Source organism: Brevibacterium sp. ZH18 (assembly GCF_022748595.1).
Classification (GTDB): domain Bacteria; phylum Actinomycetota; class Actinomycetes; order Actinomycetales; family Brevibacteriaceae; genus Brevibacterium.
This window is the reverse complement of record NZ_JALDSX010000055.1, coordinates 1-24,688: the sequence shown is the minus strand read 5'-3', so window position 1 is coordinate 24,688 and position 24,688 is coordinate 1. Positions and strand designations below refer to the sequence as shown.

Annotated in this window: 19 protein-coding genes; 18 read left to right on the top strand and 1 reads right to left on the bottom strand. The window is 63.0% G+C overall.

Annotated features, from left to right (window positions below; all coding sequences use genetic code 11):
* Positions 1 to 63 precede the first annotated feature (63 nt).
* From MPN20_RS15190 to MPN20_RS15125, 14 genes are all read left to right on the top strand, one after another.
* A complete protein-coding gene (locus MPN20_RS15190; protein WP_242783494.1) occupies positions 64 to 1,404 on the top strand; it encodes a hypothetical protein in 1,341 nt (446 codons plus the stop codon).
* Positions 1,404 to 2,114, top strand: a complete 711-nt coding sequence (locus tag MPN20_RS15185) for a response regulator transcription factor (protein WP_242783492.1) — start codon at positions 1,404 to 1,406, stop codon at positions 2,112 to 2,114. Before MPN20_RS15190 ends, MPN20_RS15185 begins: the two co-directional genes overlap by 1 nt.
* A gap of 164 nt (positions 2,115 to 2,278) precedes the next feature.
* The gene (locus MPN20_RS15180) at positions 2,279 to 3,964 is read left to right on the top strand and encodes a helix-turn-helix domain-containing protein (RefSeq protein WP_242783490.1); all 1,686 of its coding nucleotides are present in this window, start codon (positions 2,279 to 2,281) and stop codon (positions 3,962 to 3,964) included.
* Positions 3,965 to 4,204: 240 nt separating this feature from the next.
* Positions 4,205 to 5,626, top strand: coding sequence for a diaminopimelate decarboxylase (locus tag MPN20_RS15175; RefSeq protein WP_242783488.1), 1,422 nt, complete (start codon positions 4,205 to 4,207; stop codon positions 5,624 to 5,626).
* Between the two features lie 118 nt (positions 5,627 to 5,744).
* Positions 5,745 to 7,574, top strand: a complete 1,830-nt coding sequence (locus MPN20_RS15170) for an ABC transporter substrate-binding protein (RefSeq protein ID WP_242783486.1) — start codon at positions 5,745 to 5,747, stop codon at positions 7,572 to 7,574.
* A gap of 195 nt (positions 7,575 to 7,769) precedes the next feature.
* Complete coding sequence (locus MPN20_RS15165) at positions 7,770 to 8,888, top strand: ABC transporter permease (protein WP_242783484.1); 1,119 nt, start codon at positions 7,770 to 7,772, stop codon at positions 8,886 to 8,888.
* Positions 8,888 to 9,913: an ABC transporter permease gene (locus tag MPN20_RS15160; RefSeq protein ID WP_242783482.1), complete on the top strand. Its 1,026-nt coding sequence runs from the start codon at positions 8,888 to 8,890 to the stop codon at positions 9,911 to 9,913. Before MPN20_RS15165 ends, MPN20_RS15160 begins: the two co-directional genes overlap by 1 nt.
* The gene (locus MPN20_RS15155; protein ID WP_242783480.1) at positions 9,913 to 11,568 is read left to right on the top strand and encodes an ABC transporter ATP-binding protein; all 1,656 of its coding nucleotides are present in this window, start codon (positions 9,913 to 9,915) and stop codon (positions 11,566 to 11,568) included. Before MPN20_RS15160 ends, MPN20_RS15155 begins: the two co-directional genes overlap by 1 nt.
* Positions 11,561 to 12,613, top strand: coding sequence for an LD-carboxypeptidase (locus tag MPN20_RS15150; RefSeq protein ID WP_242783478.1), 1,053 nt, complete (start codon positions 11,561 to 11,563; stop codon positions 12,611 to 12,613). The genes MPN20_RS15155 and MPN20_RS15150 overlap by 8 nt, the downstream gene beginning before the upstream one ends.
* Positions 12,614 to 12,684: 71 nt before the next feature.
* A complete protein-coding gene (locus MPN20_RS15145) occupies positions 12,685 to 13,485 on the top strand; it encodes a serine hydrolase (RefSeq protein ID WP_242783476.1) in 801 nt (266 codons plus the stop codon).
* A 60-nt stretch (positions 13,486 to 13,545) separates the two neighbouring features.
* Entirely contained in the window at positions 13,546 to 14,685 is a 1,140-nt protein-coding gene (locus MPN20_RS15140) for a dipeptidase (RefSeq protein WP_242783474.1), read from the top strand.
* Position 14,686: 1 nt separating this feature from the next.
* Complete coding sequence (locus MPN20_RS15135) at positions 14,687 to 15,397, top strand: type 1 glutamine amidotransferase (protein ID WP_242783472.1); 711 nt, start codon at positions 14,687 to 14,689, stop codon at positions 15,395 to 15,397.
* A 40-nt stretch (positions 15,398 to 15,437) separates the two neighbouring features.
* Positions 15,438 to 16,868 carry an APC family permease gene (locus tag MPN20_RS15130; protein ID WP_242783470.1) on the top strand — a complete coding sequence of 477 codons (1,431 nt, stop codon included), beginning with the start codon at positions 15,438 to 15,440 and terminating at the stop codon, positions 16,866 to 16,868.
* A gap of 274 nt (positions 16,869 to 17,142) precedes the next feature.
* Positions 17,143 to 17,538 carry a universal stress protein gene (locus tag MPN20_RS15125; RefSeq protein ID WP_242783468.1) on the top strand — a complete coding sequence of 132 codons (396 nt, stop codon included), beginning with the start codon at positions 17,143 to 17,145 and terminating at the stop codon, positions 17,536 to 17,538.
* Positions 17,539 to 17,596: 58 nt separating this feature from the next.
* On the opposite strand, the gene MPN20_RS15120 is transcribed toward MPN20_RS15125, so the two are convergent.
* Positions 17,597 to 18,700: an NAD(P)/FAD-dependent oxidoreductase gene (locus tag MPN20_RS15120; protein WP_242783466.1), complete on the bottom strand. Its 1,104-nt coding sequence runs from the start codon at positions 18,698 to 18,700 to the stop codon at positions 17,597 to 17,599.
* Here MPN20_RS15120 and MPN20_RS17570 point away from each other — a divergent pair.
* The 4 genes from MPN20_RS17570 to MPN20_RS15100 all read left to right on the top strand — a co-directional run bounded on the left by MPN20_RS17570 (position 18,672) and on the right by MPN20_RS15100 (position 24,656).
* Entirely contained in the window at positions 18,672 to 18,887 is a 216-nt protein-coding gene (locus MPN20_RS17570; RefSeq protein WP_242783464.1) for a hypothetical protein, read from the top strand. The genes MPN20_RS15120 and MPN20_RS17570 overlap by 29 nt on opposite strands.
* A gap of 830 nt (positions 18,888 to 19,717) precedes the next feature.
* Positions 19,718 to 21,877 (top strand): HNH endonuclease signature motif containing protein, encoded by a 2,160-nt coding sequence (locus tag MPN20_RS15110; protein ID WP_242783462.1) that lies wholly within the window; start codon positions 19,718 to 19,720, stop codon positions 21,875 to 21,877.
* A 125-nt stretch (positions 21,878 to 22,002) separates the two neighbouring features.
* Entirely contained in the window at positions 22,003 to 23,076 is a 1,074-nt protein-coding gene (locus MPN20_RS15105) for an LLM class flavin-dependent oxidoreductase (RefSeq protein ID WP_242783461.1), read from the top strand.
* 491 nt (positions 23,077 to 23,567) lie between these two features.
* Complete coding sequence (locus MPN20_RS15100; RefSeq protein WP_242783460.1) at positions 23,568 to 24,656, top strand: C40 family peptidase; 1,089 nt, start codon at positions 23,568 to 23,570, stop codon at positions 24,654 to 24,656.
* Positions 24,657 to 24,688: the final 32 nt, after the last annotated feature.

Below are 24,688 nucleotides of genomic sequence, written 5' to 3'. Positions count from 1 at the left end.
GCCGCCGTCAGGTTGCTGTGAGCAGGAACAGAACCAATCTGGGTGTGTAGCACAATGGGATCCATGACTTCATCGAGCGAGGACGGATCCACGAGCGCGCTGGCCCGTGCGTGGTTCTTCCTTCGCGGACCGCGCTTCGTTGATCTGCCGATCCGGCTCCTCGCGCTCATCATGGCGCTGACGGTGCTGGTCCCGGGATCGTTCGAAATCGATGATCCCCGCTACATGGTGCTCCTCGTCATCGCATATGCCTTGTTCATTCCTGCCTCGTTCCTTCCCTTTGCGACAGCGATCGCTTCAACCGGGATGAGCCTCGTGTTCGTTGTGCTCTATCCCGACTTGGAGAACATGTTCCCTGAGGTTCTCATCTTCGCCACGGCTGTGCTGTTGAGCCATAGGCGTTGGATCAGTTCACTCGTCGCCACTTTGGGCCTTGTCTCGTACCTCGTAGTGTCGACCGAACTGGGTGCGTACGACGGAGGAGCCGATGGAACCATCGACCTCGGCTTCGGCTGGCTGACGTATTCGCTGATCGGAATGGCTGCGGGCCTCGTCGAATTGAGGATCCAACGCGAAATAATTCGTCGCGAGCGGGCCGCCGTCGGACACCAGAAGGCAGTCGAAGCGATGCGCGCACGGTTCACCAGGGATATGCACGACACGATCTCGCACTCGCTTGCGACTGAGGCAGCGATCATTCGGACCCTGGCGCGTGAGACCGGTTCTCCTGACACGGGCCGACACCTCGCCGAGCTTGCACTCGTCAATGCCGAAGCAACGAGGCGGCTGCGGCAGCTGGTGACGAGTCTGAGCTCGGAAGCCGCTCACGACTCGCCGATTCGTCTTCAGACGGAGGCACGGCAATTGGCCGCGGCGATCGACAGCGGATGCTCCGCTGGTTCCGTGCTTCTGTCGACGCATGTGGGCGACCTGCCGGAGTACTCATCGTTCTCCCTCGGACAGAATTTCAGAGCCATCGTGCTCGAGCTCGCCACCAACATCATTCGCTATTCGACTCCGGAGACTCCAGCGTCACTGGACGTCGAGATGCGGCATGGTGCTGCCGGCCGGGCAGAGCTTGTCTTTCGCAGCGAGAACCAAGCTTCAGCAGAATTGATGCAGACGCCGCGTTCTCTGCGCTGCAGGGCCGAGGCGGTGGGTGGAACCTGTCGGGTGATCTCCGCGGAGGGCAGGCGTGTGATCGTCGAGGTCGTTGTGCCTGTTCAGCACACTGCCTCCAGCGGCCTCGTCGAGGAGGCCCGCAGCGAAACCACAACCGCCTCGGCGAAGGCAGTGCTTCACAGGGCGACGACCGCAGCCGACGGGTCGAAGAACCGCGGCGAGCACGTCGAGGGTTCCGCGTCGATGCGCACGGCCAGCCAGCCGGAGAAGGTCCAGACGTAATGGCTGAAGGTTCGAATGAGCGGTCGAACGCAGCACCGGGCTCCACCTCGGTGGGGTCGCAGCCGACCACTGTGCTCGTCGTCGATGATGATTCGTGGACGACGAGAGCTGTCTCAGACGCACTTCGAGATGCCGGCGAATTTCGGGTCCTCGAACCTGTTCATTCCGGTGAGGAAGCGGTGGACGGCTATATCGCAGAACGTCCTGACGTCGTGCTCATGGATGTGAATATGCCACCGGGGATGAGCGGAGTCGACGCGACCCGCGAAATCATGAAGCTTGATCCGGATGCGACGGTGGTGCTGCTCACCACGGTCTCTCCGGGGCCCGGGATCACTCGCGCACTCGAGGCTGGGGCGATCGCAGCGGTGAATAAGTCTGCGGCTGACGCGCAGCTGGTCGACGTCGTCCGAACCGCGGCCACAGGTGAGTCGCCGGCACTCCTGAGGTCTTTGGCGGAGGACATCATGATCAGTGGGGACATCCGCCCGGATGCGCGGACCGTGTCACCGGAACTGACTCCCAGCGAGAAGCTCCTTCTCCGCCAGATATGCGAGGGAATGGACTATGCGGAGATCGCGGAGAAACAGGTCGTCACACTGCACACGGTGAAGTCGCATGCAAAGAATCTGCGAACAAAACTGGGAGCGAAGAACCTGGCGCAGGTCGTCATCCGCGCTATTCAGTACAAGTTCTATTCGCCGGAATGAAGAACTTCCTCTGAACGGGGAGGCGTGCCACGGGCAGCCGCGGCCAGGTTCGGGCAGTTTCGGGCAGCTCAGGCAGTCACGGTCCAGCATGGACGTCACGGTCCAGCATGGACAGGATTGGACAGCACTCCGTTGGTGAGAGCTCAATTGGCTACAGTGTTGGCATGACCGACGATACGACGCTGCGGCTGTCCCGACTGATCCGGGACACCGAAGGGTTTCTCCTTCCCCTGACCGAGGTGGTCGCCGACGTTGAGGTCAATCGCATCGAACTCGACGTTGACCTCCACGCCGCGAGCAGCGACGGGTCGGATCGTGTCGGCACAGTCGTCCTCATTGCCGAGGCGGTGAGGAATCCCAACGAACTTGAGAAGGCCATTGCGGCTCACCCCCGAGCAGCCGCTTTGGTGCTGGGGCCGGGGGCCCACGACCACCTCGGCGCGAATGCGGGCGACAGCCGTGTGCGGGACGGACGCGCGGGAGACAGCGCCGGCAGCGAATCGTTCCCCGTCCTCCTCGAACGATCGGCCCACGTCACCTGGTCCGAGGTCATCGTTCACCTGCGGCAGCTCAAAGAGGGCGCCGTCAGCACTTTGGCTCTGCCCGACGTCGACGATCTCAACTCACTGGCAGCTGTGATCGCCGACTCGACAGGGGCATCGATCACCATCGAGGACCCGGCGTCGCGAGTGCTGGCCCACTCCAACCTCGGCGATGAGATCGATGAGATTCGACGCGAGACGATCCTGTCCGGAGCCATCCCGGACTGGCGGATCGCCGAGCTCGAGGAGTCCGGCTTCCTTGACGTCGTGCGTCGATCCACCGACGTCGTCGAACGCCCGGCCGAAGGCTCGTCGCCTGCCAGGTCTGTCATCGCGCTGCGCAGCGAGGGCGAGCTCATCGGCACGATCTGGGCCGCATACCCGGCGACTGTGGATCCGGAATCGATGCGCGACGTGCTCCGCGATGCTGCTCGCGCCGCACTGCCCGTCATGCTGCGGACGCTGCGTCGATCGCCGTTCGAGAAGCGCATTCGGCGTGAGGCCCTGGGGTCGATCCTCGGCGGATCGCCCGATCTGGGTCCTGCCGCCACGACGCTCGCGCTTCCGTTCTCCGGGCACTATGCAACGCTGGCCATCGCCGAGGTGACCGCTAAGAAGGAGCCCGTGCTGCGGTTCCATCTCCGCGCGGCTTTCTCCGACGCAGTGCTCGCCCACGATGACGAGCACGGTCACCTCGCTGTGCTCGTGCATATGAATGAAGCTCTGTCGCCGACTGACATCTGCTCCCACGTGACTGCTGCCCTGCAACGGTCCCTGCCGCCCGACGAGCCGCTGCTCTTCGGTGTCGGTGCCTCTGTCGAGCGTCTCGACCACGTGCACCGGTCGTGGACCGAGGCGGTCTACGTCGTCGATGCCCTGCTGGCCCGACGACAGTCATTCGGAGTTCGCGGTGCGAATTCGCAGGGGTCTTCGAAGCAATCGAGTCACGCGGCTGCGAGATCGAAGGACCTGGTCGTCGGAGCGACGGCCGAGGACGTTACGGCGGAGCTCGTCGGTCTCGAGGTCGCCGATGCTCTGTTGCTCGCCGACCCGCGGATCACGGAGCCTGCGCGAGCACTCGCGCGTCACGATTCCGAACACCAGGGTCAACTGCTCGAGACGGTGCGCGTGTACTTCTCGACGGTCGGCAATTCCGCCGAGGCATCCCGACGTCTGCACGTCCACACGAATTCGCTGCGGCATCGGCTCAACCGGATCGAAGAGATCACTGGACTCTCGACGGCTGATCGCGCCGGGCGTCTGTGGCTGGAGCTGGCCGTGCTCGTGCTCGATCGGGAGCAGAGCTAGGCGGTACGTCTGCCGGTGAGCTTCCCGCCCAGCACTGTCGTCACCGAGTCAGGAATGTGTTCATCACACAATGGGCTGCGGCAAAGTTTGGCAGATTATTGTCCGTTCGTCCTGGTAGGTGCGTTCTAGAGTGACAGCACACCACGAACGAAGGACAGCATGCACAGCAGCCAAACGGGGCCGTCGATCCCAGCCAGACGCGCCCGCGCAATCGAGTCGATAGCGAATAGCACTGCGAATGTGAACAGCACTGCGAACGCGAACAGCACTGCGAATATGAACAGCCTGGCTGCCTCGGCATCGCCGCTTGACGACATGACACCCCACCTCGACGATGCCACCCCGGCCATCGGTCTCATCGACCTCGACCACATCGCCGATGCCTATGAACAGCTGACTTCCGCCTTCGCCAGCGACAACGACGTCCTCCATGCCGTGGCCTGCAAAGCCGTCCCGCTGCAGCCGCTGCTGCGCTGCTACGCCGAGGCAGGTGCCGGCTGCGAAGTTGCGAGTCCGGGCGAACTCGAACTGGCCATCACCGCCGGCTTCGCACCCGAGTCCATCGTCTTCGACTCCCCGGCGAAGACCATGACAGAACTGCACCGCGCAGTCGAACTCGGCGTTTCGATGAACGTCGACAACTTCGACGAACTCGAGCGCCTCGACGCGATCCTCGAAGGACGCACGACCTCGGCGAAGGTGGGAATCCGGATCAACCCGCAGTCCGGGACGGGCACGATCGGGGCGCTGTCCACTGCCACCCAGACCTCGAAGTTCGGCATCGGCCTAGCCGACCCCGGTGCCCGGGAAGCACTGATCGAGGCCTACCTCGCCCGGCCGTGGCTGACTCAGATCCACGTCCACTCCGGGTCCCAGGGAATCAGCCTCGATCAGGCTGCGGCCGGCATCCGCACTATCGTGGAACTGGTGCAGGAGATCAACGCGCACGCCGCATCTCGGGCCGGCGCCCGCAGCAGCGTCCGCCAGATCACCCGCATCGATATCGGCGGGGGACTGCCCGTGAACTTCGCCGGTGAAGACATCACCCCGACCTTCGCCGATTACCGCGCAGTCCTCCAGACGCAGGTCCCGGAACTGTTCGACTTTGACATCGTCACCGAATTCGGGCGCGCGCTCTTGGCCAAGGCGGGCACGATCCTCACTCGCGTCGAATACGCCAAGACCACCGGCGGTCGCCGTATCGCCATGACCCATGCGGGCGTCCAGGTCGCCACCCGCACGGCCTACGCCCCCGACGATTGGCCACTGCGGATCCTTTCCTTCAGCCCGGACGGCAGTCCCAAATCCGCCGAGGTGGTTCCCACCGACGTCGCCGGCCCCGCCTGCTTCGCCGGTGACCTTCTGGCCCGCGACCGGATGCTGCCGCGCCTTGACGCCGGTGATCTCGTCGCCGTTCCCGACACCGGCGCGTACTACTTCTCTAACCCGTTCTCCTACAACCTGCTCCCACGCGTGCCCGTCTTCGGCTACCGCGTGGCGACTGACGAGGGAGAGCTCGAGTTCGTTCTCATCCGTCGGGGACAGACCGTCGCAGAGGTCCTCGCCGAGGCTGGAGAATCTGATTGTGCACCGCTGACTTCTCGGCCGCGGAAAGTGGGTGAGAACCGCGCGAAACGACAGGGCGCGTTTGTCCCGAATTGAGCACAGAAGAACTTAAGATGAAGTGTGAGCAGGCTCTCACCTGCGACGACCGACAATTTCATCTCGATCACGACCAGACTTCGGCTGCCGCCAGAAGTTGGTCACGACCAGAAGGACAATGATGTTCGTACGACACAAACTGCGCAGGCGACTGGGGAAGTACCTCGCCGGTGTGGCAGCAATGGCTCTCGTGACCGGCGTCGCGACTGCCCCAGCCCAAGCAGAGACCACCGAGGCCGCCGACGACTCGAAGGTGCTTCGCATCGCCACGGACGGGTTCATCGACTCGTTCAATCCGTTCACTTCCTTCTACCTGCTGCCGACGAACTCGTTCCGGTACATGTACGAGAACCTCGTGAACAACAGTGCTGAAGATGCTCAGGTCACCGAGGGCCTCGCCACCGAATGGGACACCGATTCCGCAGGTAAGGTCTGGACCTACAAGATGCGTCCCGACATGAAGTGGTCCGATGATGAACCGCTCACCTCCAAAGACGTCGCCTGGACCTACAACCAGATGATGGAGAAGGACGAACTGTCGGTGGCCAACGGAGGCCTCGTCGAGAACTTCGACAAAGTCGAGACCCCAGACGACCAGACTGTCGTCATCACACTGAAGAAGCCGCAGTCGAACAATCCCGGCCAGGAGATCCCGGTCGTGCCAGAACACGTCTGGTCGAAGATCGACAAGCCAGGTGTGTTCAAGAACGACAAGAAGTCCGTGGGCTCGGGACCGTTCCAGCTTGAGAGCTACGAGGCGAACAAGTCCGTCACGCTCAAAGCCAACCCGAACTTCTGGCGCGGTGCGCCCAAGATCGACGAGATCCAGTACCGCTACTACACGAACTCCGATGCTCAGGTGCAGGCCATCCGCTCCGGCGAGGTCGACTTCATCACCGGCCTGACCCCGGAGCAGTTCAAGGCCATCGAAGGTGCCGACAACGTCGAGACCAATGTCGGCAACGGCCGCCGATTCCAGGGAATCTCCATCAACCCGGGAGTGGCCGATGCCAAGAACAACGAGTTCGGCACCGGCAACAAGGCGCTGAAGGACAAGAAGGTCCGTCAGGCCATCCGTGCGGGCATCGACGTTGACACTCTGCGCAAACAGGTGATGCAGGACTACGCCCAGCCGGCTACGAGCTTCATCCCCTCGGTCTACGAGAAGTGGGCACTGCCTGCCGACAATCCAGTGGTCTCCGGCTTCGACGTCGATAAGGCGAAGAAGCTGCTCGACGAGGCTGGTTGGAAGGAAGGCTCCGACGGAATCCGCGAGAAGGACGGCAAGAAGCTCGAACTGCGCTTCCTCACGGACTCCGACGCCACGGTCGAACAGAACACGGCGAAGTTCCTCGAGCCGTGGATGAAGGACATCGGCATCAAACTGAAGAACGAAGCCAGCGATGTCGACACCGTGTCCGAGCGCACCACCAAGGGCGACTACGACATGTACTACTCCGGCTGGTCGATCAACCCTGATCCCGACTACCAACTCGGCATCAACACCTGCGACAGCCGCCCCGACGCTGACGGCAACGGCGGGACGAGCCAGGATGGGTACTGCAACAAGGAATTCGACAAGCTCTACAAGGCACAGCACACCGAACTCGATGAGAAGAAGCGCGTGGACCTCGTCCACCAGGCTCTGGCTCAGCACTACGAGGACACGCCTTCGGTGACGCTTTGGTACCCGAACCAGCTCGAGGCCTACCGCTCCGATCGGTTCACCGGGTTCACCAAGCAGCCCACCGACGGCGGCATCATCGCCAACCAGGTCGGCTACTGGGGATACTCCTCGGTCGAGCCTGCCAAGGCCGATGACGCTTCCGGCCAGGGCGGCGGCATGGGTGCCGGCGGCTGGATCGGCATTGCCGTGGCAGCCATCGTGGTCATCGGCGGAGGCGGCTTCCTGCTCAACCGCCGCAAGAAGTCCGAAGATCGCGAATAGTCTCAGCCGCAGAATCATCGTCCCGAGCGTCGTGACCACGGCGCTCGGGACGAGGTTCCCCGGGCTATAACGGTTCCGGGGTCATAACGGTTCCCGGACCATAACGGTTCCCGGACCACAAAGTTCCGCGGATGTTCCGTGACACATGAGGCCAGGCGCACCACTCGCTTCCCCCGCACGACCAGGAGTTCCCCAGTGACGACACCGACCCATAGCTATCCCGGCCCTGCAGGCGGACCCGGCGGGGGTGACCCTGCAGGCGGACCCGGCGGGGCTGACCCCGGCGCTCCGGACCTGCTTGGTCCGGGCCAGCCACGTGACATGGACGAACCGCCGAAGGGCGGATCGTTCCTCGGTTACCTTCTGCGCAAACTCGGCGGCGCCCTGACCTCGATGATCCTCGTCGTCGTCCTCGGCTTCTTCGCTTTCCGCATGCTACCCGGCGACCCGGTCCTCAAGATCGCCAAGGAACGGCCTATGAGCCCGGCGCAGATCGCCGAGCTGCGCAGCCAGTACGGCCTCGACAAACCTGTCATCGTCCAGTTCTGGGACTACCTGGTCGGCATCTTCACCGGCGACCTCGGTGAGAGCTACGTCTACCGCAAACCCGTCTCCGCGCTCATCGTCGACTACTTAGGTCCCACGCTCCTGCTCACCGCCACGGCCGCGGTCATCGCGATCGGACTGGGCCTGTGGCTGGGCCAACTCTCGGCCTGGCGCCGCAATTCGCTCTTCGACAAGGTCGCCTCTTCGACCTCGCTCGTGTTCTGGTCGGTGCCCACCTTCTGGCTGGGTCTCATCCTGCTCATGATCTTCGGCGGCACCTTGCAGTGGCTGCCCACCGGCGGCATGATCACCCCGGGACTCGACCCGTGGTCGTTCGCTGGCATCATCGACGTCATTAAGCACCTGATCCTGCCGGTGATCACCATGGTGGCCGTCGTCTACGCTCAATTCCTCATGGTCATGCGCGCCTCTCTCATCGAAGAGATGAGCGAGGACTACCTGACCACAGCCCGGGCCAAGGGCCTGACCGAGGACGAGGTGCGCAAGAAGCACGCAGTGCCCAATGCGTTGCTGCCCACGGTCACCGTCGTGTTCATGCACATCGGCGGACTCATCGCCGGTGCGGTCACCGTCGAGGCCGTGTTCTCCTGGCCAGGTCTGGGCAAGCTGACCTTCGAAGCGATCAGCGGGCCGGACCTGCCGCTGCTGCAGGGCACGTTCGTCGTGTTCTCGGCCATCATCATCGTCATGAACCTGGCGGCGGACATCGTCTACCGGTTCCTCGACCCACGAGTCAGGAGAGCATGATGAGTGACAAGCCCACCACCGCCGAGGCGAACGCCTCCGCCCCGAACGCCGGCACCACCCCGAACGCCACCACCGCCGAGGCGAACGCCTCCGCCTCGAACGCCACCACCGCCTCGGCGAGGCAGACTCCGGTCATCGACGGCGCGAAGCTCGTCCGCGAACGCCGGTTGAATAACGCCAAGAAGAACTGGTCCCTGTTCCGCTCCGACATCCCCGCGTTGGTCGGCGCGATCGTGCTCGTCTTCTTCATCCTCATCGCGATCTTCGCCCCGCTCATCGCACCCGCGTCGATGCTCGACGTGACGAAGCAGCTCGACGTTCCGCGCTACGCCCCGCCGAGCTTCGCCCACCCGCTGGGCACCGACGACCTGGGTCGCGAACTCTGGATCCGCATCCTCTGGGGAGCCCGCGTGTCCATCCTCGTCGGCGTTGCCGCCACGGTCATGTCGATGGTCATCGGCACCGTCATGGGCCTCGCGGCAGGACACTTCGGAGGGTTCTTCGGCGCGATCGTCATGCGCATCATCGACTTCTTCATTGTCCTGCCCTCCCTGCTGCTGGCGATCGTCCTGTCCTCTGTCCTCGAACGCGGCGTCTTCACGATCGTCGTCGCCATCGGGCTGACGTCGTGGGCGTCGACGGCACGCATCGTGCGCTCCCAGACCCTGAGCGTGGAGTCGCGGCTCTACATCGAAAGGGCGCGCATCCTCGGTGCCGGACATCGTCACATCCTGTTCAAGCACATGCTGCCCGCGGTGATGCCGCTGGTGCTGGCGAACACGACCCTGACAGTCGGAAGTGCGATCATCGCCGAATCCACCCTGTCCTTCCTCGGTCTGGGGGACACGAGCAAGGAGTCGTGGGGCACGATCCTGAAGAACTCGATGGACATCTCCGCCGCAACCTCCGGCTACTGGTGGTACGTGCTCACACCCGGCATCGCGATCCTGCTCGTGGTGCTCGCCTTCACGATGGTCGGACGCGCATTCGAGGCCATCATCAACCCAGCCCTGAGGAGCCGCTGATGACCGACCTCAGCTTTGACAAGGTTTCGATCACCTACCGTTCGGCCTCGGCCCGTGGTGACGTCGTCGCAGTCAGCGACATCAGCCTGGACCTGCCCACCGGCGCCACGCTCGGCATTGCCGGGGAGTCCGGATCAGGCAAGTCCACGCTCATCATGTCGGTGCTGCGCCTGCTGCCCAAGTCCGCGCAGATCGACGGTCAGGTCCGCCTCGGCGGCAACGACATCAAGGACCTCAGCTTCGGCGAGATCCGCGCCGTGCGCTGGGCGCAGGCCTCGATCGTGTTCCAGGGTGCCCTGCACTCGCTCAACCCCGTCCGCGAAGTCGGCGGGCAGATCATCGAGGCCCTCGAGCATCATGCGAAGGGCACGTGGACGAACCCAGCCAAACGACGAGACCGGATGTTCGAACTCCTCAGGGAGGTCGACCTCGATCCGAGCAAGGCCGTGGCGTATCCGCACGAGCTGTCGGGTGGGCAGAAGCAGCGGATCATGATCGCCATGGCGCTCGCCTGCGAACCGGACATCATCATCGCCGACGAACCGACCACCGCCCTCGACGTCATCGTGCAGAAGCAGATCCTCCAGGGCCTGGCCAAGCTCGTGGCCGAGCGTGGGATCTCGCTTCTCATGATCAGCCACGACCTCGCGGTGCTCTCCGCAGTGTGCGAGAACCTTGCGATCATGCGCTTCGGCAAGCTCGTCGAATACGGTCCCAGCGACCGCGTCTGCCTCGATCCGGCCGAGGATTACACGAAGCAGCTGGCCGGTGCGTTCCCGCAGATCGGCGACCCCGAATCGCGGATGAACCCGCGAACCCTCAAACCCGCCGAGGTGCGCCGGGCGGAGCCGTTCACGAAGACCTCCGAGGTGGTCCTCGAAGCCAAGAACCTCAATGTTTCGTTCGACACCCGTCAGGGCAGGGAGCGGGCTGTACGGAATGTGAACCTCGCACTGCACAAGGCCGAGATCCTCGCCGTTGTCGGTCAGTCGGGGTCGGGAAAGACCACGCTGGCCAGGTCTCTGCTCGGTCTGCAGGAGGTGGATCCTGGCTCGCAGATGGAGTTCGCGGGCAAGGCGCTGCCGAGAAAGGCGAAGGCGCTGCGGACCTTCCGTCGGCAAGTCCAGATGATCCTGCAGGACCCTTCGGGCTCACTCAATCCGAAGCGCAGCGTCTATGAGGCTGTGGTCGAAGGACTGCGCGTGCAGAAGATCACCGATGACGAATACGCCCGAGTCGTCGGGGCGCTGGAAGCCGCCGAGCTGACACCCGCCGCGGACTACCTCGAGTCGATTCCGCAGGAGCTCTCCGGCGGACAGCGGCAGAGGGTCGTCATCGCCGGAGCATTGGCGCTGGACCCGCAGGTGCTCATCGCCGACGAACCCGTCGCCTCCCTCGACGCCTCGGTGCGAGGAGAGATCCTCTCCCTGTTCCTGGCGCTGAAGAAGAACCTGGGCATGAGCGCGCTCATCATCACCCATGATCTGGGCTTGGCCTGGAATATCGCGGACACGGTTGCGGTGATGAAGAAGGGTGAGATCGTCGAATACGGCGACGTCGACACCGTGCTGGCGAACCCGCAGCACGCATACACGCAGGAACTCCTCGCGGCAGTTCCCCGATTGGGAAGTCAGAGTCTGGTCAGGAATGAGTAGTCCAACCCCTACCGGCGCTCAGCCGGAGTCGAGCACGAGTCCGTACCTCGAGTCCGCTCCGCTGCAGGCCGGCGACACCGTCCGGCTCATCGCGCCCTCGGGCCCCACGGACGAGGAGTCCCTGCAGCGAGCCGTCGGCCAGCTCGAATCCTGGGGACTCACCGTCGTTCTGGGCGAGAACGTCCGCGCACGCCACCCGCACGTGAAATACCTGGCAGGCACCGATGACCAGCGCCGACGCGACCTCGTCGACGCCTGGTGCGATCCGGACGCCTCGGCGGTCATCGCCCTGCGCGGAGGCTACGGGGCGATGCGTCTGCTCGACGGAATCGACTTCGACCTCATGCGCCGGCACTCCCTGCGGCCCGACGGGCGGCCCAAAGTGCTCACCGGTTCCTCAGACATCACCGCCCTGCACCAGGCCTGGCACCATCACCTGTCGCTTGCGACCCTGTTCTGCCCGATGGTCGGCAACGATCCGTTCAAGGACTCGACGGTCGTCCCCGCCGAGGTGGCCACCTGGCTGTTCGAACCCTGGGCTGGCCGCGAACTCGGGTTCCCCACGGGGGAATCGCGGACCGGCGCGAGCTCGGCGTCCCCTCGCCCACTCAGCCGGGCGCGAACGATGGTGCCCGGGTCAGCCAAGGGCCGCCTCGGCGGGGGAAACCTCAGTCTTGTCGCAGCAGCGATGGGCAGTCCCGAACTGCTCGGCGTGCGCGAGCACCGCAAACAGTTCGGGCCGACGATCCTCATGCTCGAGGACGTCGAGGAGGAGCTCTACCGCCTCGACAATCTGCTCGTGCAGCTGGTGCGGGGCGGCTGGTTCGACTCGGCGGACGCGGTAGTGCTCGGGTCGTGGCAGGACTGCGCTCCGGTCGACGAAGTCGAAGCGCTGTTCATGGACTATCTGGGCGATTCGGGCATCCCGATCGTGACCGAGATGGGCTTCGGGCACGACCCCGATGCGCCGAGCGCACCGCTGGGCGTCGATGTGACCCTCGAAGCGCCAGCCGGCGGTCGCCCGCGGATGTGGGTGGACGGATGAGCGGACACTCTGGCGGCGACCAGCTTCCCGACAGACGACAGCGAATGCAGCGAAGAACAAGGAGTGCGAGCATGGGTGACGTGGATTTCGACCGGCTGCCGGGAGTGCGCTTCAGCGCCCTGGCCTTCGACGTGGACAGCGGCGAACGCGTGTTCGCGCACAACGAGAACGACGAGCTCAACACGGCGAGCATGGGCAAAGTCTTCCTCCTGCATACGGCCCTGCAGATGCATGTCAACGGCAATCTCAATCTGCAGGAACGGCTGTCGCGCCGGCCCTCGGAACGGGTCGACGAGTCGGGCATCTGGTACCTCATGGAGCAGGATGACCTGAGCATCTATGACGTAGCCGTGCTCATCGGCGCCTTCAGCGACAACTTCGCGACGAATGTGCTCATCCGCCGAGTTGGACTCGAGAACGTCGCCCGCCAAGTCGAGGATCTGGGCTACCGGGACTCCGGCCTGCACGACTTCCTCCGCTGGCCTCGCCCAGCCAAGGCACCGCGGACACTCTCATCGGGAACCGCCGCCGAGCTGTCCGACTTCATGGCCAGACACGCGAAGGACGAATTCTGGGACGAATCGACGAATGAGATCTTCCGCCGCTGGTTGGGCGGGGGAGCGGACACGTCCATGGTCGCCTCGGCGTTCGACCTCGATCCTCTGGCCCACTACAACTACCAACGCGACGTCTGGGTCTGGAACAAGACCGGGACCGACGACTCGATCCGGGCAGATGCGGGAATCGTCATGACGCCTCGGCGCCGAGTCGCCTACGCGGTGTTCGCGAACTGGGACAAGGGCACGGACCGTGTCGTCGACGTCATGCCGATCATGCGCGAGGCCGGAGAGGCGATCCACCGATTCCTCTGAACTGAACGCACGACCGCCTCGGCGACACCTACTCATACAACGAACTGCAAAGGACACCACATGACCTACGACGTCTTCGACGGACACAACGACCTGGCCTGGTACCTGCGGGAGGAGCGCGACTACAGCGTCGAGGGCCTCAATGACCCCAGCGTCTCGCCGTTCACCACGATGGATCAGCTGCGCGATGGCAGCGTCGCCGCGCAGTACTGGTCGGTCTACGTCCACTCCTCGATCACGGGCGCCGACGCAATCAAGGCCACCTGGGAGCAGATCGACGCCGTCCAGCGCGTCGTCACTGCCTATCCCGAACGGCTGCAGTTCGCCCGCACCGCCGCCGAGGTTGTCGCCGCCCGGAATTCCGGAAAGGTCGCTTCGCTCATGGGTGTGGAGGGCGGGCAGCAGATCGACGAATCGCTGGCCGTCCTGCGTTCGTATGCGCGGGCGGGTGCCCGGTACATGACCCTGACCTGGTCGACGACGCATTCATGGGCGGACTCGGCCACGGATGAACCGCAGCACGGGGGCTTAAGCGAATTCGGCCGCGAGGTCGTGGCGGAGATGAACCGGATCGGCATGATCGTCGACCTCTCCCACGTTGCGCCGAGTGTGATGCACCAGTCGCTGGACATCTCGACGCTGCCGGTGATCTTCAGCCACTCGTGCGCATTCGGACTCAACCCGCATCTGCGCAATATCCCCGACGACGTCCTCGACCGGGTGCCCGGCAATGGGGGAGTGGCGATGATGACCTTCGTGCCGTCGTTCGTCTCGAATGCTCGTCGCGAATGGGTGGAGGCAGGAGAGAACGGCACCGCCCCCGAGGTGACCGTGGCCGATGTCGCCGACCATTGCGATTACGTACGTGAACGGATCGGAATCGACCACATCGGCCTCGGCGGGGACATCTGCGGCATCGATGAGCTGCCGACCGGACTCGGCGACGCCGGCCAGTACCCTGCGCTGTTCGAGGAGCTGGCCAGTCGCGGATGGTCGGAATCCGACCTGCGCAAGCTCGGCTTCGACAACGCGATGCGGGTCCTCGACGCACACGAGGATGCGTACACGGCGTTCCTCGGGACCTCGGCGACCACGGACCCGGCGACCACAGACCCGTCGACAGGTACGGCAGGTAAGACAGGTACGGCAGGTATGACAGGTACGGCAGGTGCGGCCGCCTCGGCGGGTAAGGGGCTGTGAGATGACTCGGCTCCTCGTCATCGTCAACGACATCGAATCCCAGCCAGGACTGCTGACGAAGTGGATGATCAGCGAGAACATCGAGTTCGACCTGCGCATCGGCGGGGTGTCCCGGCTACCCGAGCCGAGCGCGCTCACAGACTACGACGGACTGATCATGCTCGGGGGCGGGTACATGCCCGACGAGACCGACCGTGCGCCGTGGCTCGCCGCCGAGGCGGCACTGTCACGGCAGGCGCTCGAGACGGATCTGCCGCAGTTCGGCATCTGCCTCGGCGGTCAGCTCATCGCCAATGTCATCGGCGGTGACGTCCGGGCCCGCACCGGGGCGCCTGAAAAGGGCTACACCTGGATCGATATGACCGAAGACGCGGCACAGGATCCTGTGTTCTCCGCGATCGGGACTCGCGCGGCCTTCGTCGAGAGTCATGTCGATCGGATTGTCGAACTTCCGCCCGAGGCGACTCTGCTGGCAAGCAGCACTGCCTGCCGATTCCAGGCATTTCGGGTCGGCAATGCGTGGGGTACGCAGTTCCATCCCGAGTCGACTGGGCAGAATATACGCAACTGGGATGCGAAAAAACTGCAAGAATTGGGTTTTGACAAGGACACGCTCCTCAAGCAGGCTGAGGAACGAGGCGAGGACAGTCAGCGGGACGCGAAGGCGCTTCTGACGGCTTTCCTCGACGTGGTCCGCAGCAAACACCAGTGATCGCAAGGCCGCGGTCACGGGCGAACACGGAGGAAACATCGTGAGTCACAGCGGCAACACCACTCAGGAGAGCCCAGGCACTGAGGAGCAGCCGGAGACCCTCAAGCGGGTCATGGGCCCCAAGCTTCTGCTCCTCTTCATCGTCGGAGACATCCTGGGCACCGGTGTCTACGCTCTGACGGGCAAGGTCGCCGGTCAGGTCGGCGGCGCCGGCTGGGCGCCGGTCATCCTGGCCTTCGCAGTCGCCCTGATCACGGCGTTCTCCTACATGGAGCTCGTCACCAAGTACCCGACGGCAGCTGGTGCAGCGCTGTACACGCACAAGGCGTTCGGGATCCACTTCGTGACGTTCCTCGTCGCCTTCGCGGTCCTCAGCTCGGGTATCACCTCGGCGTCGACGGCGTCGAGCGTCTTCGCCTCGAACATGGTTGCCGGGTTCGGATGGGACGTTTCCGGCACGGGGGTCATGTGGATCGCGCTCGGCTTCCTGGCAGTCATCGCGGCGATCAACCTGCGCGGCGTGGGGGAGAGCGTCTGGTTCAACGTGGTGTTGACGGTGATCGAACTCAGCGGCCTGCTGCTCGTCATCCTGGTCGGCTTCTTCGCATTGGGATCTGGCAGCGCCGACTTCTCCCGCGTGATGATCTTCGAAACCGCAGACGATAAGGGCGTGTTCCTCGCGATCACCGGCGCGACCTCGCTGGCCTTCTTCTCCATGGTCGGCTTCGAAGATTCGGTGAACATGGTCGAGGAGACCAAAGACCCGAGAGTCTTCCCGAAGATCATGCTCACAGGGCTGTCGATCACCGGCGCGATCTATGTGCTCGTCTCACTTGTGGCCGTGGCCGCGGTGCCGATCGGCAAACTGTCCGAGAGCGAGACACCGCTGCTGGAGGTCGTCAGAGCCGGTGCGCCCGACCTTCCGATCGATGTGATCTTCCCGTTCATGACGATGTTCGCAGTCGCGAACTCCGCGCTCATCAACATGCTCATGGCCAGCCGCCTGCTGTACGGAATGTCGAAGCAGAACGTGTTGCCGCCCGTGTTCGCGAAGGTGCTGCGCGGTCGTCGTTCCCCCTGGGTGTCGATCCTGTTCACGACGCTCATCGCCTTCGCGCTGATCATCGCTGTGACCACGCTGCTGCCTGAGACGGTCGTTGCGTCCTTGGGCGGCACGACCTCGCTGCTGCTGCTCGCAGTGTTCGCGGTCGTCAATGTCGCGGTGCTGGTCCTGCGGAAGAAGCCGGTCGAGCACGAGCATTTCAAGGCACCTAAGTTCCTGCCCTGGATCGGTGTGTTCACCTGCGCGTTCCTCGTCGGACCTTGGGCTCGCCTCGACGACCTCATCCAATACCAGATCGCGCTGGCGCTGATCGGAATCGGCGTCGTCCTCTGGGCGATCACCTGGTTCTGGAACCGTTCGGTCAAGGGAGCGAGCACAAAGTTCCGCAATCCCGAAGAACTCACGTGAGCGGGGGACGCATCGTCGTGGGCACCGAAGCGGGCACCGCTGCGTATGCTGCGGTGGGCCCCGCCCGTCCCTGTGCCTCGCATCCGATACGTTCGATGCGTTCGATGCGTTCAAGCCGGTCGATACGTTCGATAGGCTGGATGCGTCCAGGCCGGTCGATAGGCTCGATGCGTCCGATGCGTCCGATGCGTCCGATGCGTTCAAGCCACTCAATACGTTCGATACGTTCAAGCCGATCAATTCGTTCAAGCCGATCAACAAGTGAAGGTGAAAAATGACCATCGTCGTGGGCTATGTCAACAATCCAGCGGGCCATGCGGCCCTCGACAAGGGGATCGAAGAGGCGAAGAAGAACGGCGTGGAACTGGTCGTCGTCAACGCTTCCCGATCATCCGATCGCAGAGATTCCTACCGCCTCGGCGAGGGTGAGATCAAGTCTGTCCAGGAGTATCTGTCTCGCTCCGGCGTGCAGTCGCAGGTGCTGACGCGTGGCAGCGAGTACGACCCCGCCGAGCAGATTCTCGACGCCGCCGCCGAGGTGGGGGCTGAGTTGATCGTGCTCGGCACCCGGAAGCGGACCCCGGTTGGGAAGTTCCTCCTGGGTTCGACGATCCAACGAGTCATCCTCGAAGCCGTCTGCCCCGTCCTCTGTGTGAAGGCCAGCCACTGAGTTGAGTCAGCCGTCGTGTGGCGTCCTATGGCACTTCGCACGACAGTCGGGACGCTCACTACGACACAGAACTCATGATGAGTTCGGCGTTGACCTGCGCACCGACCATGACACCGCTGGCCGCGCTCGCCACCACCATGGCCGAGATGTCCGCGCTGTTTCCCACTGCCCAGACACCGGGCACAGCGGTGGCTCCGTTCGCCTCGGCGGGTATGGACGTGCCCATGCCGGTCGGGTGGGCGACGACGGTGCCGCCGAGCTGCTCGAAGACTTCGCCGTTCGCGCGGAAGTAGGGACCTACGGCCAAAGCGTCGAAAGTTAGGTTCGAGGGTGCGGAATCGGTGCCTGCCCTGTTGCTGTGCGGCGTGGTCCCGTGCTCGTTGTTGCGCAGTACGGTCCCGGCTTCGTTGTCGCGCAGCGTGATCCCGGCTTGGTTGTCGCGCAGCGTGGTCCTGGCTTCGTTGTCGCGCAGCGTGACAACGGTTCCGGCCCCTGTGCGTTCCACCGCTTCGACTGCGGCGTCGACGTAGGCGATGTCGAGCGAAACGAGCATTCTCCTTTGCGTCTCATCCGGTTCTGGCGCATTGTGTCGTAAGAAGGTGACACGGTCGCTGAGCTGGGAGAACATCATCGCTTGATGGTATGACATCGCTGTAGTGCCGATGATGCCGATGTTCTGACCGCGAACTTCGTAGCCGTGGCAATAAGGGCAGTGGAGAACGGTGCTGCCCCATCCTTCGACCAGACCAGGGATATCGGGGAGTTCGTCGGTGAGCCCGGTGGCGATGATCACCCGGCGTGCGCTGACCCGGTGGCCGGCGGCGGTCTCGATGAGGAAGTCGGAATCATCGCCCTCGTCCAGCCTCCCGGCACTTTCGACGGTTGAGTCGATGAACCCGACTCCGTAGCGCTCTGCCTCCCGCCGACCGTCGGCGATGAGATCGCGCGGGTTGATTCCCTCATTGCCGAGGACATTGTGCGCGTGGGCGCTTGCCGCATTGCGCGGGGAGCCGGCGTCGACGACGATGACGCTGCGAAGCGAGCGAGCCAGGACGATCGACGCCGCCAACCCGGCGGCGCCCCCTCCGATGACGACCACCTCGGCGGTGGCGGATTTTTCGTTCGCCGAGGTGGTGGCGGCAGTCGTCGAAGTGGTGGTCACGGCTGCTGACGGATCGATGGTGGCGGTCGTCGACGGTGAAGATGCGGGGGAGGGCGAAGATGTGGGGGAGGGTGACGATGTGGGGGAGGGTGACGATGTAGCCGAGGATGAAGATGTGGCCGAGGGTGAAGTCGGCATTGGCTCTGGGGTGATCATGGTGGTCCTTCCAATGACGTTCGTGAGGTGATCGGCTGATAAGACGCGATGCAGCAATCAGCAGTTGGATGAGGCTCGGCTACGTCAACAGTCTGCGGTCCGAGTTGCAGGGAAGCAATTGCTTTTGCCGAAACGGCAAAATCGGGCTGAGATGTGATCCTGAGATGTGAACGATGGACCGTGGAACTGAGCTGCAGGGCGCCATTGCGCAGTCCCTTGCAGGGGCGGAGCTCGCAGGCATCTATGGTCTGCCGCACGACGAATTGCCGCTCGATGGTCTGTGATCAGAGGAAGGCTCCAGCTGATCCTGGGCGGCAAATCCATGACGCTGAGTGCGGGAGAGGGTGCAGAATTCGATACCCGCGCACCGCGCTGGCGGAATCCGATACCCGCACCCGCGCACCGCACTGGCGGGGAGGCGCTGACGACGCCGGTGCCCACTTCCTGAGGTTGTTCGGTCGCGAGAGGCAGCGGGTGCATCTGAAGAAGCGATTGGGCTGCGGAGGGATAAATAAGTGAGATTCAGGTGCTGGACCGACCATATTGCAGGTGGTGGTTCCGCCTGATCGCTGAATCGGCGACTCGCTGTCCCGGCAGGTCATGGCTCGTCGGTTCGTCGGCTCGTTGCCTCATCGGTGGCTAAGTCTGCCCGTCTGCCCATCTGCCCGCCTGCTCATCTGTGGCTGAGTCTGGATCCTTTGGGTTGGTTGCGGTTTCCCTCAGCTGGATCAGGCTGCCGAGGAAATGCGCTCCGAGGATAGAATAGATGCGATATTAGTAAACTAATAGTACAAATCTATAGACTTGGGTCATTGCGTGAGAGTAAACTGGTTTCTAAGCGGACAACAGAGCAGTTGACGAATGGATATCGAGAAGATGACTCTCACCCCCGACCGTAAGAGCGAGAAGCAGGACTGGTGCGATAACATCGCCACTCCCGCTGTCCCCGCGGTCGATGGTGATGCCGCTGAGAGGGAGCGGTCTTCCCCGGAGGAATCGGATCGTGTGAACCCCTGGACTGCCGACGGCAGCGAACCGACAACTCGAGCGGAGGTCCAGCGAGTCATTGCTGACCTCGATGCAGAGAAGGAAGCCTGGCGACGCGCGAGATCCGAAGAAGCCAAGGCCGAGCGGGATGCGAATTATGCCGCATTTATGAAGACGCCTGAGTATCGGGAGCAGAAAGTTCGCGAGGAAACGGAAGAGGCGCAGTTCGCAGCCGAGCGGGCCGCGGCAGACGAGCAAGCTGCGCACGAGCAGCAGGAGAGGGCCGAACGGCAGAGGGAAGTGCTCGCCAGCCTCGGTCCTGCACCGTCAGATGGCGTGGTCGGCTCCGGATTTTCCAGCGAACTGGCGGCGAAGGCAGTTCATCCGCTGCTCAATGACCAGACTCTGTCGGAAATCTCCCGGGTCGCACCAGAAGTGACAGAAAGCGTTGAAGGACTCCAGACCCTCGTAGGTGAATTGCAGTCGTTTACACGGCCGATGGGCCCTGACGACGCGGTCGCTGTTATGGAAGGGATCGAGGCGATCAACCGCCTGGTGGAGTCGCTCTCGATTGTCACGCTGTCTGTTTTCCAGAGGTCAGGAACTCCGCGAGACTACGGCGCGAAATCGACGAGGGAACTGGTGGAGAATCGTCTGAGCATTTCCGGGCGTGAAGCTGCACGGCGCGTGGACCTGGCCGAGGATCTGGGGAAGCAGGTCAGTGTCAGTGGTCAGTCTGTAGAGCCGAGATACCCTGCCGTTTCCGCTGGGCTGCTTCAGGGCGTGCTGTCGGTGACGCAGGCCGACACGATCATCAAGTGCCTGCACGATATTCCGTCGCGGTTGGGTTCCGATACCAGACTGCAAGCGGAAGTCATCCTCGTGGAAAACGCGCCTCTGGTGCGAGTACGCGACATTCGAGTCCTGCTCAACGAGATTCTGGCCTGGCTGGATCCAGATGGCGTGCTGCCCGAAGAACCTCCAGAACGTGATGATCTCGCTGTGAACCTACGCGAGCGCAAAGACGGCAAGTGGGTGCTGAAAGGTGTCCTCGACGCGGTGACCGGTGGAATCATGAACGGACTCCTGACTTCGAGGATCAAGGCCGACAGCCCAGACACTGAGCAGGAATCGGATCAAGTCGCTCCAGGCGGTGAAGCCGGCAGCAGCGACGGCACAGACGCTGACGAGGAAGGCGCAGACGAAGCGAGCACGGACAGCGCCAACGCTGACAAGGACGAACTCGACCGTGAGATCGTCGATGTCTTCAGCCAGGTGCTCAGAGGTGACAGGTCAGATGCGCTCGAGCCCACACCGGCAGGATCTGCTCCGAAGTCTCTGGACGGCTGGCGCGCGGATGACGAGCCCGCTCCGAATGCCCGTGACCACGAAGTTTCGATGGAATCCGGGGTTCGAGAAGACGGAACCATTGTTCCGATGGGCTCTCAGCAGCCAACAGTGAAGAACAAGATCTACGAACGGTTCGCCACGATGATCGGCCGCATCGAAATGAAGCGAGCCATGGCCGGTGCACCCTTTGCCCTCGTGGTCACGGCAAAGGCTGAAGACCTGGCCAAGCAGTCGGGGCGAGCAACGACCGGCGCCGAGGTAGAATTTCCGATGCATACGGCAGCTCTTGAAGGGCTCAACGGTGCGGTCTTCTTCCACCTGATGTCTGACAAATCGACGACGATGCAGATTCAGACAGAGAGTCGCTTCGCAACACCGAAGCAGATGACAATACTTTCCAGCCGTGACCAGGGTTGCACGTTCCCTGGCTGCAGCACCCCACCAGGATGGTGCGATGCTCACCATATAGTTCCGTGGGCAGACAATGGGAACACCAGCATCAATAATCTGACCTTGGCATGCTCAGCGCATCACCATTTGATCGATAAATCGGACTGGCACACGGTGATGTTGAAGGATGGACGGCCCGCTTGGGTCCCACCGGCGACAATCGATCCCGAACGACGTCCGATACTCCATGCGAGATTCATTGCGAGAGAGATCTCAGACACCCTTTTCGACTAACACCTCAGCGAGATGTCAGGGGATAAGTGTGCGAGCGGTCGGCTGCGGGGCCCAGGTGCACATTGCCTCCCGCTCGACCCACTGCGGCGAGGAATGAACCCGCTGATGCCGCTGTTGGCCTCAATATGGAGCTATCAATTCTTGACCTCGTGCCTGTCCGCGTCGGACAGACCACCTCAGATTCTTTCGCCGCGTCCCGTGAAATCGTTCAGGCAGCCGATGCGCTTGGATACACCCGCTATTGGCTTGCCGAGCACCACAATATGCCTGCCATCGCTTCGACGATGCCTGGCGCTGAACTCATGTATCTGGGGCACGGAACCGAGCGGATTCGACTCGGATCCGGCGGTGTGATGCTGCCCAACCATGCACCACTTGCTGTGGCCGAACTCTTCTCGCTTCTCGCCGCGGTCTATGGTGATCGCATCGATCTGGGGATCGGACGGGCTCCCGGTACGGATCCGATCACTTCGGCGGCGATGAGGGGCCACCTCGGCGAAGGCCGGATGGTCGACAGGGAAGGTCGCACCGTGGATCCGGTCGAACAGTTCCCGCAGCACGTCATCGACACATTGAGCCTGATGACGCCGGAAGGAATGCGCGTTCCGCTCCATGGCGGCCGCGAACACGTCCTTCGAGCCACACCCGCAGCGGCACCGGGAACCCGGCCACTGCTATGGCTCCTGGGATCCTCCGGCTATTCCGCGCGACTGGCGGCTGAGCTCGGCATGCCCTACGTCTTCGCGAACCACTTCGCGGCCGGTGCGACGACGGGTATGAAGATCTATCGCGACAACTTCACCCCCGGATCCTACGGGGACAAGCCACGCACCTTCGTCACAGTGAATGCGGTCGTGTCCGAAACCCTCGAAGAGGCGCAGCTGCGCTCGGAGCCGTTCCTGCTGCAGATGGCCTCACTGCGAACAGGTGGAGCTATGGGTCCGCTGCGGCTGGCAGGAGATGACGTCCGTTCGGTGATGACCGATCAGCAGAGAATGGTCGGCGAGGAGATGGCCGAGAACTGGATCATCGGAGACCCGGACACCGCAGCCGCTCAGCTCGAAGAGCTTGCAGGCCGCTTCGACGTTGACGAGATCATGATCCAGCCCGTCGCAGGCGCTATGGAGGGCGAAGACATTCGTCGTGATCCAGGACGTGTGCGGACCCTTGAGCTGCTGGCTTCCAAAATTCTCTCCTGAGAGTCGCCGAGCCTCGAAGGAAGAAGCCGAGGCAAGCGCACCGACATCCCGCAGCGGGCGCACGGCATTGAGGTGAGCTCATCAGTTGCCTGCAACACACGACCGGGTAACTGGGCGCGCCCTTACTCTCAAGCGACAGTCGAAAGAGATCTCATCTCTGCATCGATTCGAGCAAGGACACTTCTTTTCATTCTCGAGGCACGATATCCTGCCACAGTATCGAGTTTGCCGTTCGCTGTTCAGCGGACAGTAAGATCGACACTGAGCAGCGTTTCGACGCACGTGGAATTGACCTTCGCTGGCTGAGCCGATTTCGGCCCCGATCAGCGAAAGTCCGCTCCATGAGCGGCGAAGCATGCCAACCGAATGAGCAGGACGCGTTGCCTTCACTGGCACTCGCCCAGCGTTGCAGGATCCCAGGATCCCACGGCGCTGCGATTTCGGCGTCTTCCCCCACGCGGACGTGACACCCGCAGACCGAAAGAGAAATAATGCGTACCAAAATTGCTGTTTCTGCAGCACTTGGGCTCGGACTGGTTTTCGGCGCAAGTGCTCCCGCACTGTCGGAGAATCTGACATCGGCCGATGAAGAATCCGCAACCGATTTGGAAGCCGCAGTAGTTCCCGGCCAGGAGCTTGAGCCGATCACTGACGGCAAGATCGAAAAAGGCGAAACGGCCTACGTCGACGTCACCGTCGCCACTCTCTGGACGGATTCAAAGGCACCCCGGAAAGCAGACAAGCCTGCCCTAGGCCACCCGGTCGACCTCGACAAGTGGAACAAGAATCTGAAGAGCACCGACGTTCGGCGCGGACTGACCGGCAAGGTCGAGACCCAGGCTGTCTATGGTTCGCAGGTCACTGTGCTCAAAACCAAGGGCAAGTGGGCCTACGTCAGTGTGAAGGACCAGTCCACCCCGAAGAACGATAGAGGCTATCCGGGCTGGGTCCCGACGAAGCAGCTCGTCGAGAACGACCGTTTCGGTCAGCTCAAGGACGACCAGCCGCGAGCAGTCGTGACCGCAAAGAAGGCTGACCTCGAAGGCATCGAGTTCACAAAGGACACCGGCGCCGACCCCAGCTTCAACGTTGAGCTGCCGCTCATCGCCCAGGACGTAGACGATGTGCGAGTGGCACTGCCCGGCGGTGGCGCTGCCTGGATGGACATCGATGATGTCGCCGTCTATGACAACGGTGAGAAGGCTGAGAAGCCCAGCGGCGATGACCTCGTCAAGACCGCGAAGCAGTTCGACGGACTTCGTTACCTGTGGGCCGGTGTCTCCGCCTACGGGTTCGACTGCTCCGGGTTCACCTACAGCATCTATCGCGCACACGGAATCGACATTCCACGCGATTCGGGTGAACAGGCGAAGGCCGGCAAGAAAGTCTCGTCGGATGACCTCAAGCCCGGCGATCTGCTGTTCTTCTCGACCAGCTCGGGCACAGTCCACCACGTCGGCATGTACATCGGCGACGGCAAGATGATCCACTCGCCGAACGCGTCGAAAGACGTCTACGTCACCGACTGGAAGTCCTGGGACACAGGCAACGAGTTCTCCGGAGCTCGCCGAATCCTCTGATACTCCGACTTCATCCAAGAAGGGCCGATGAT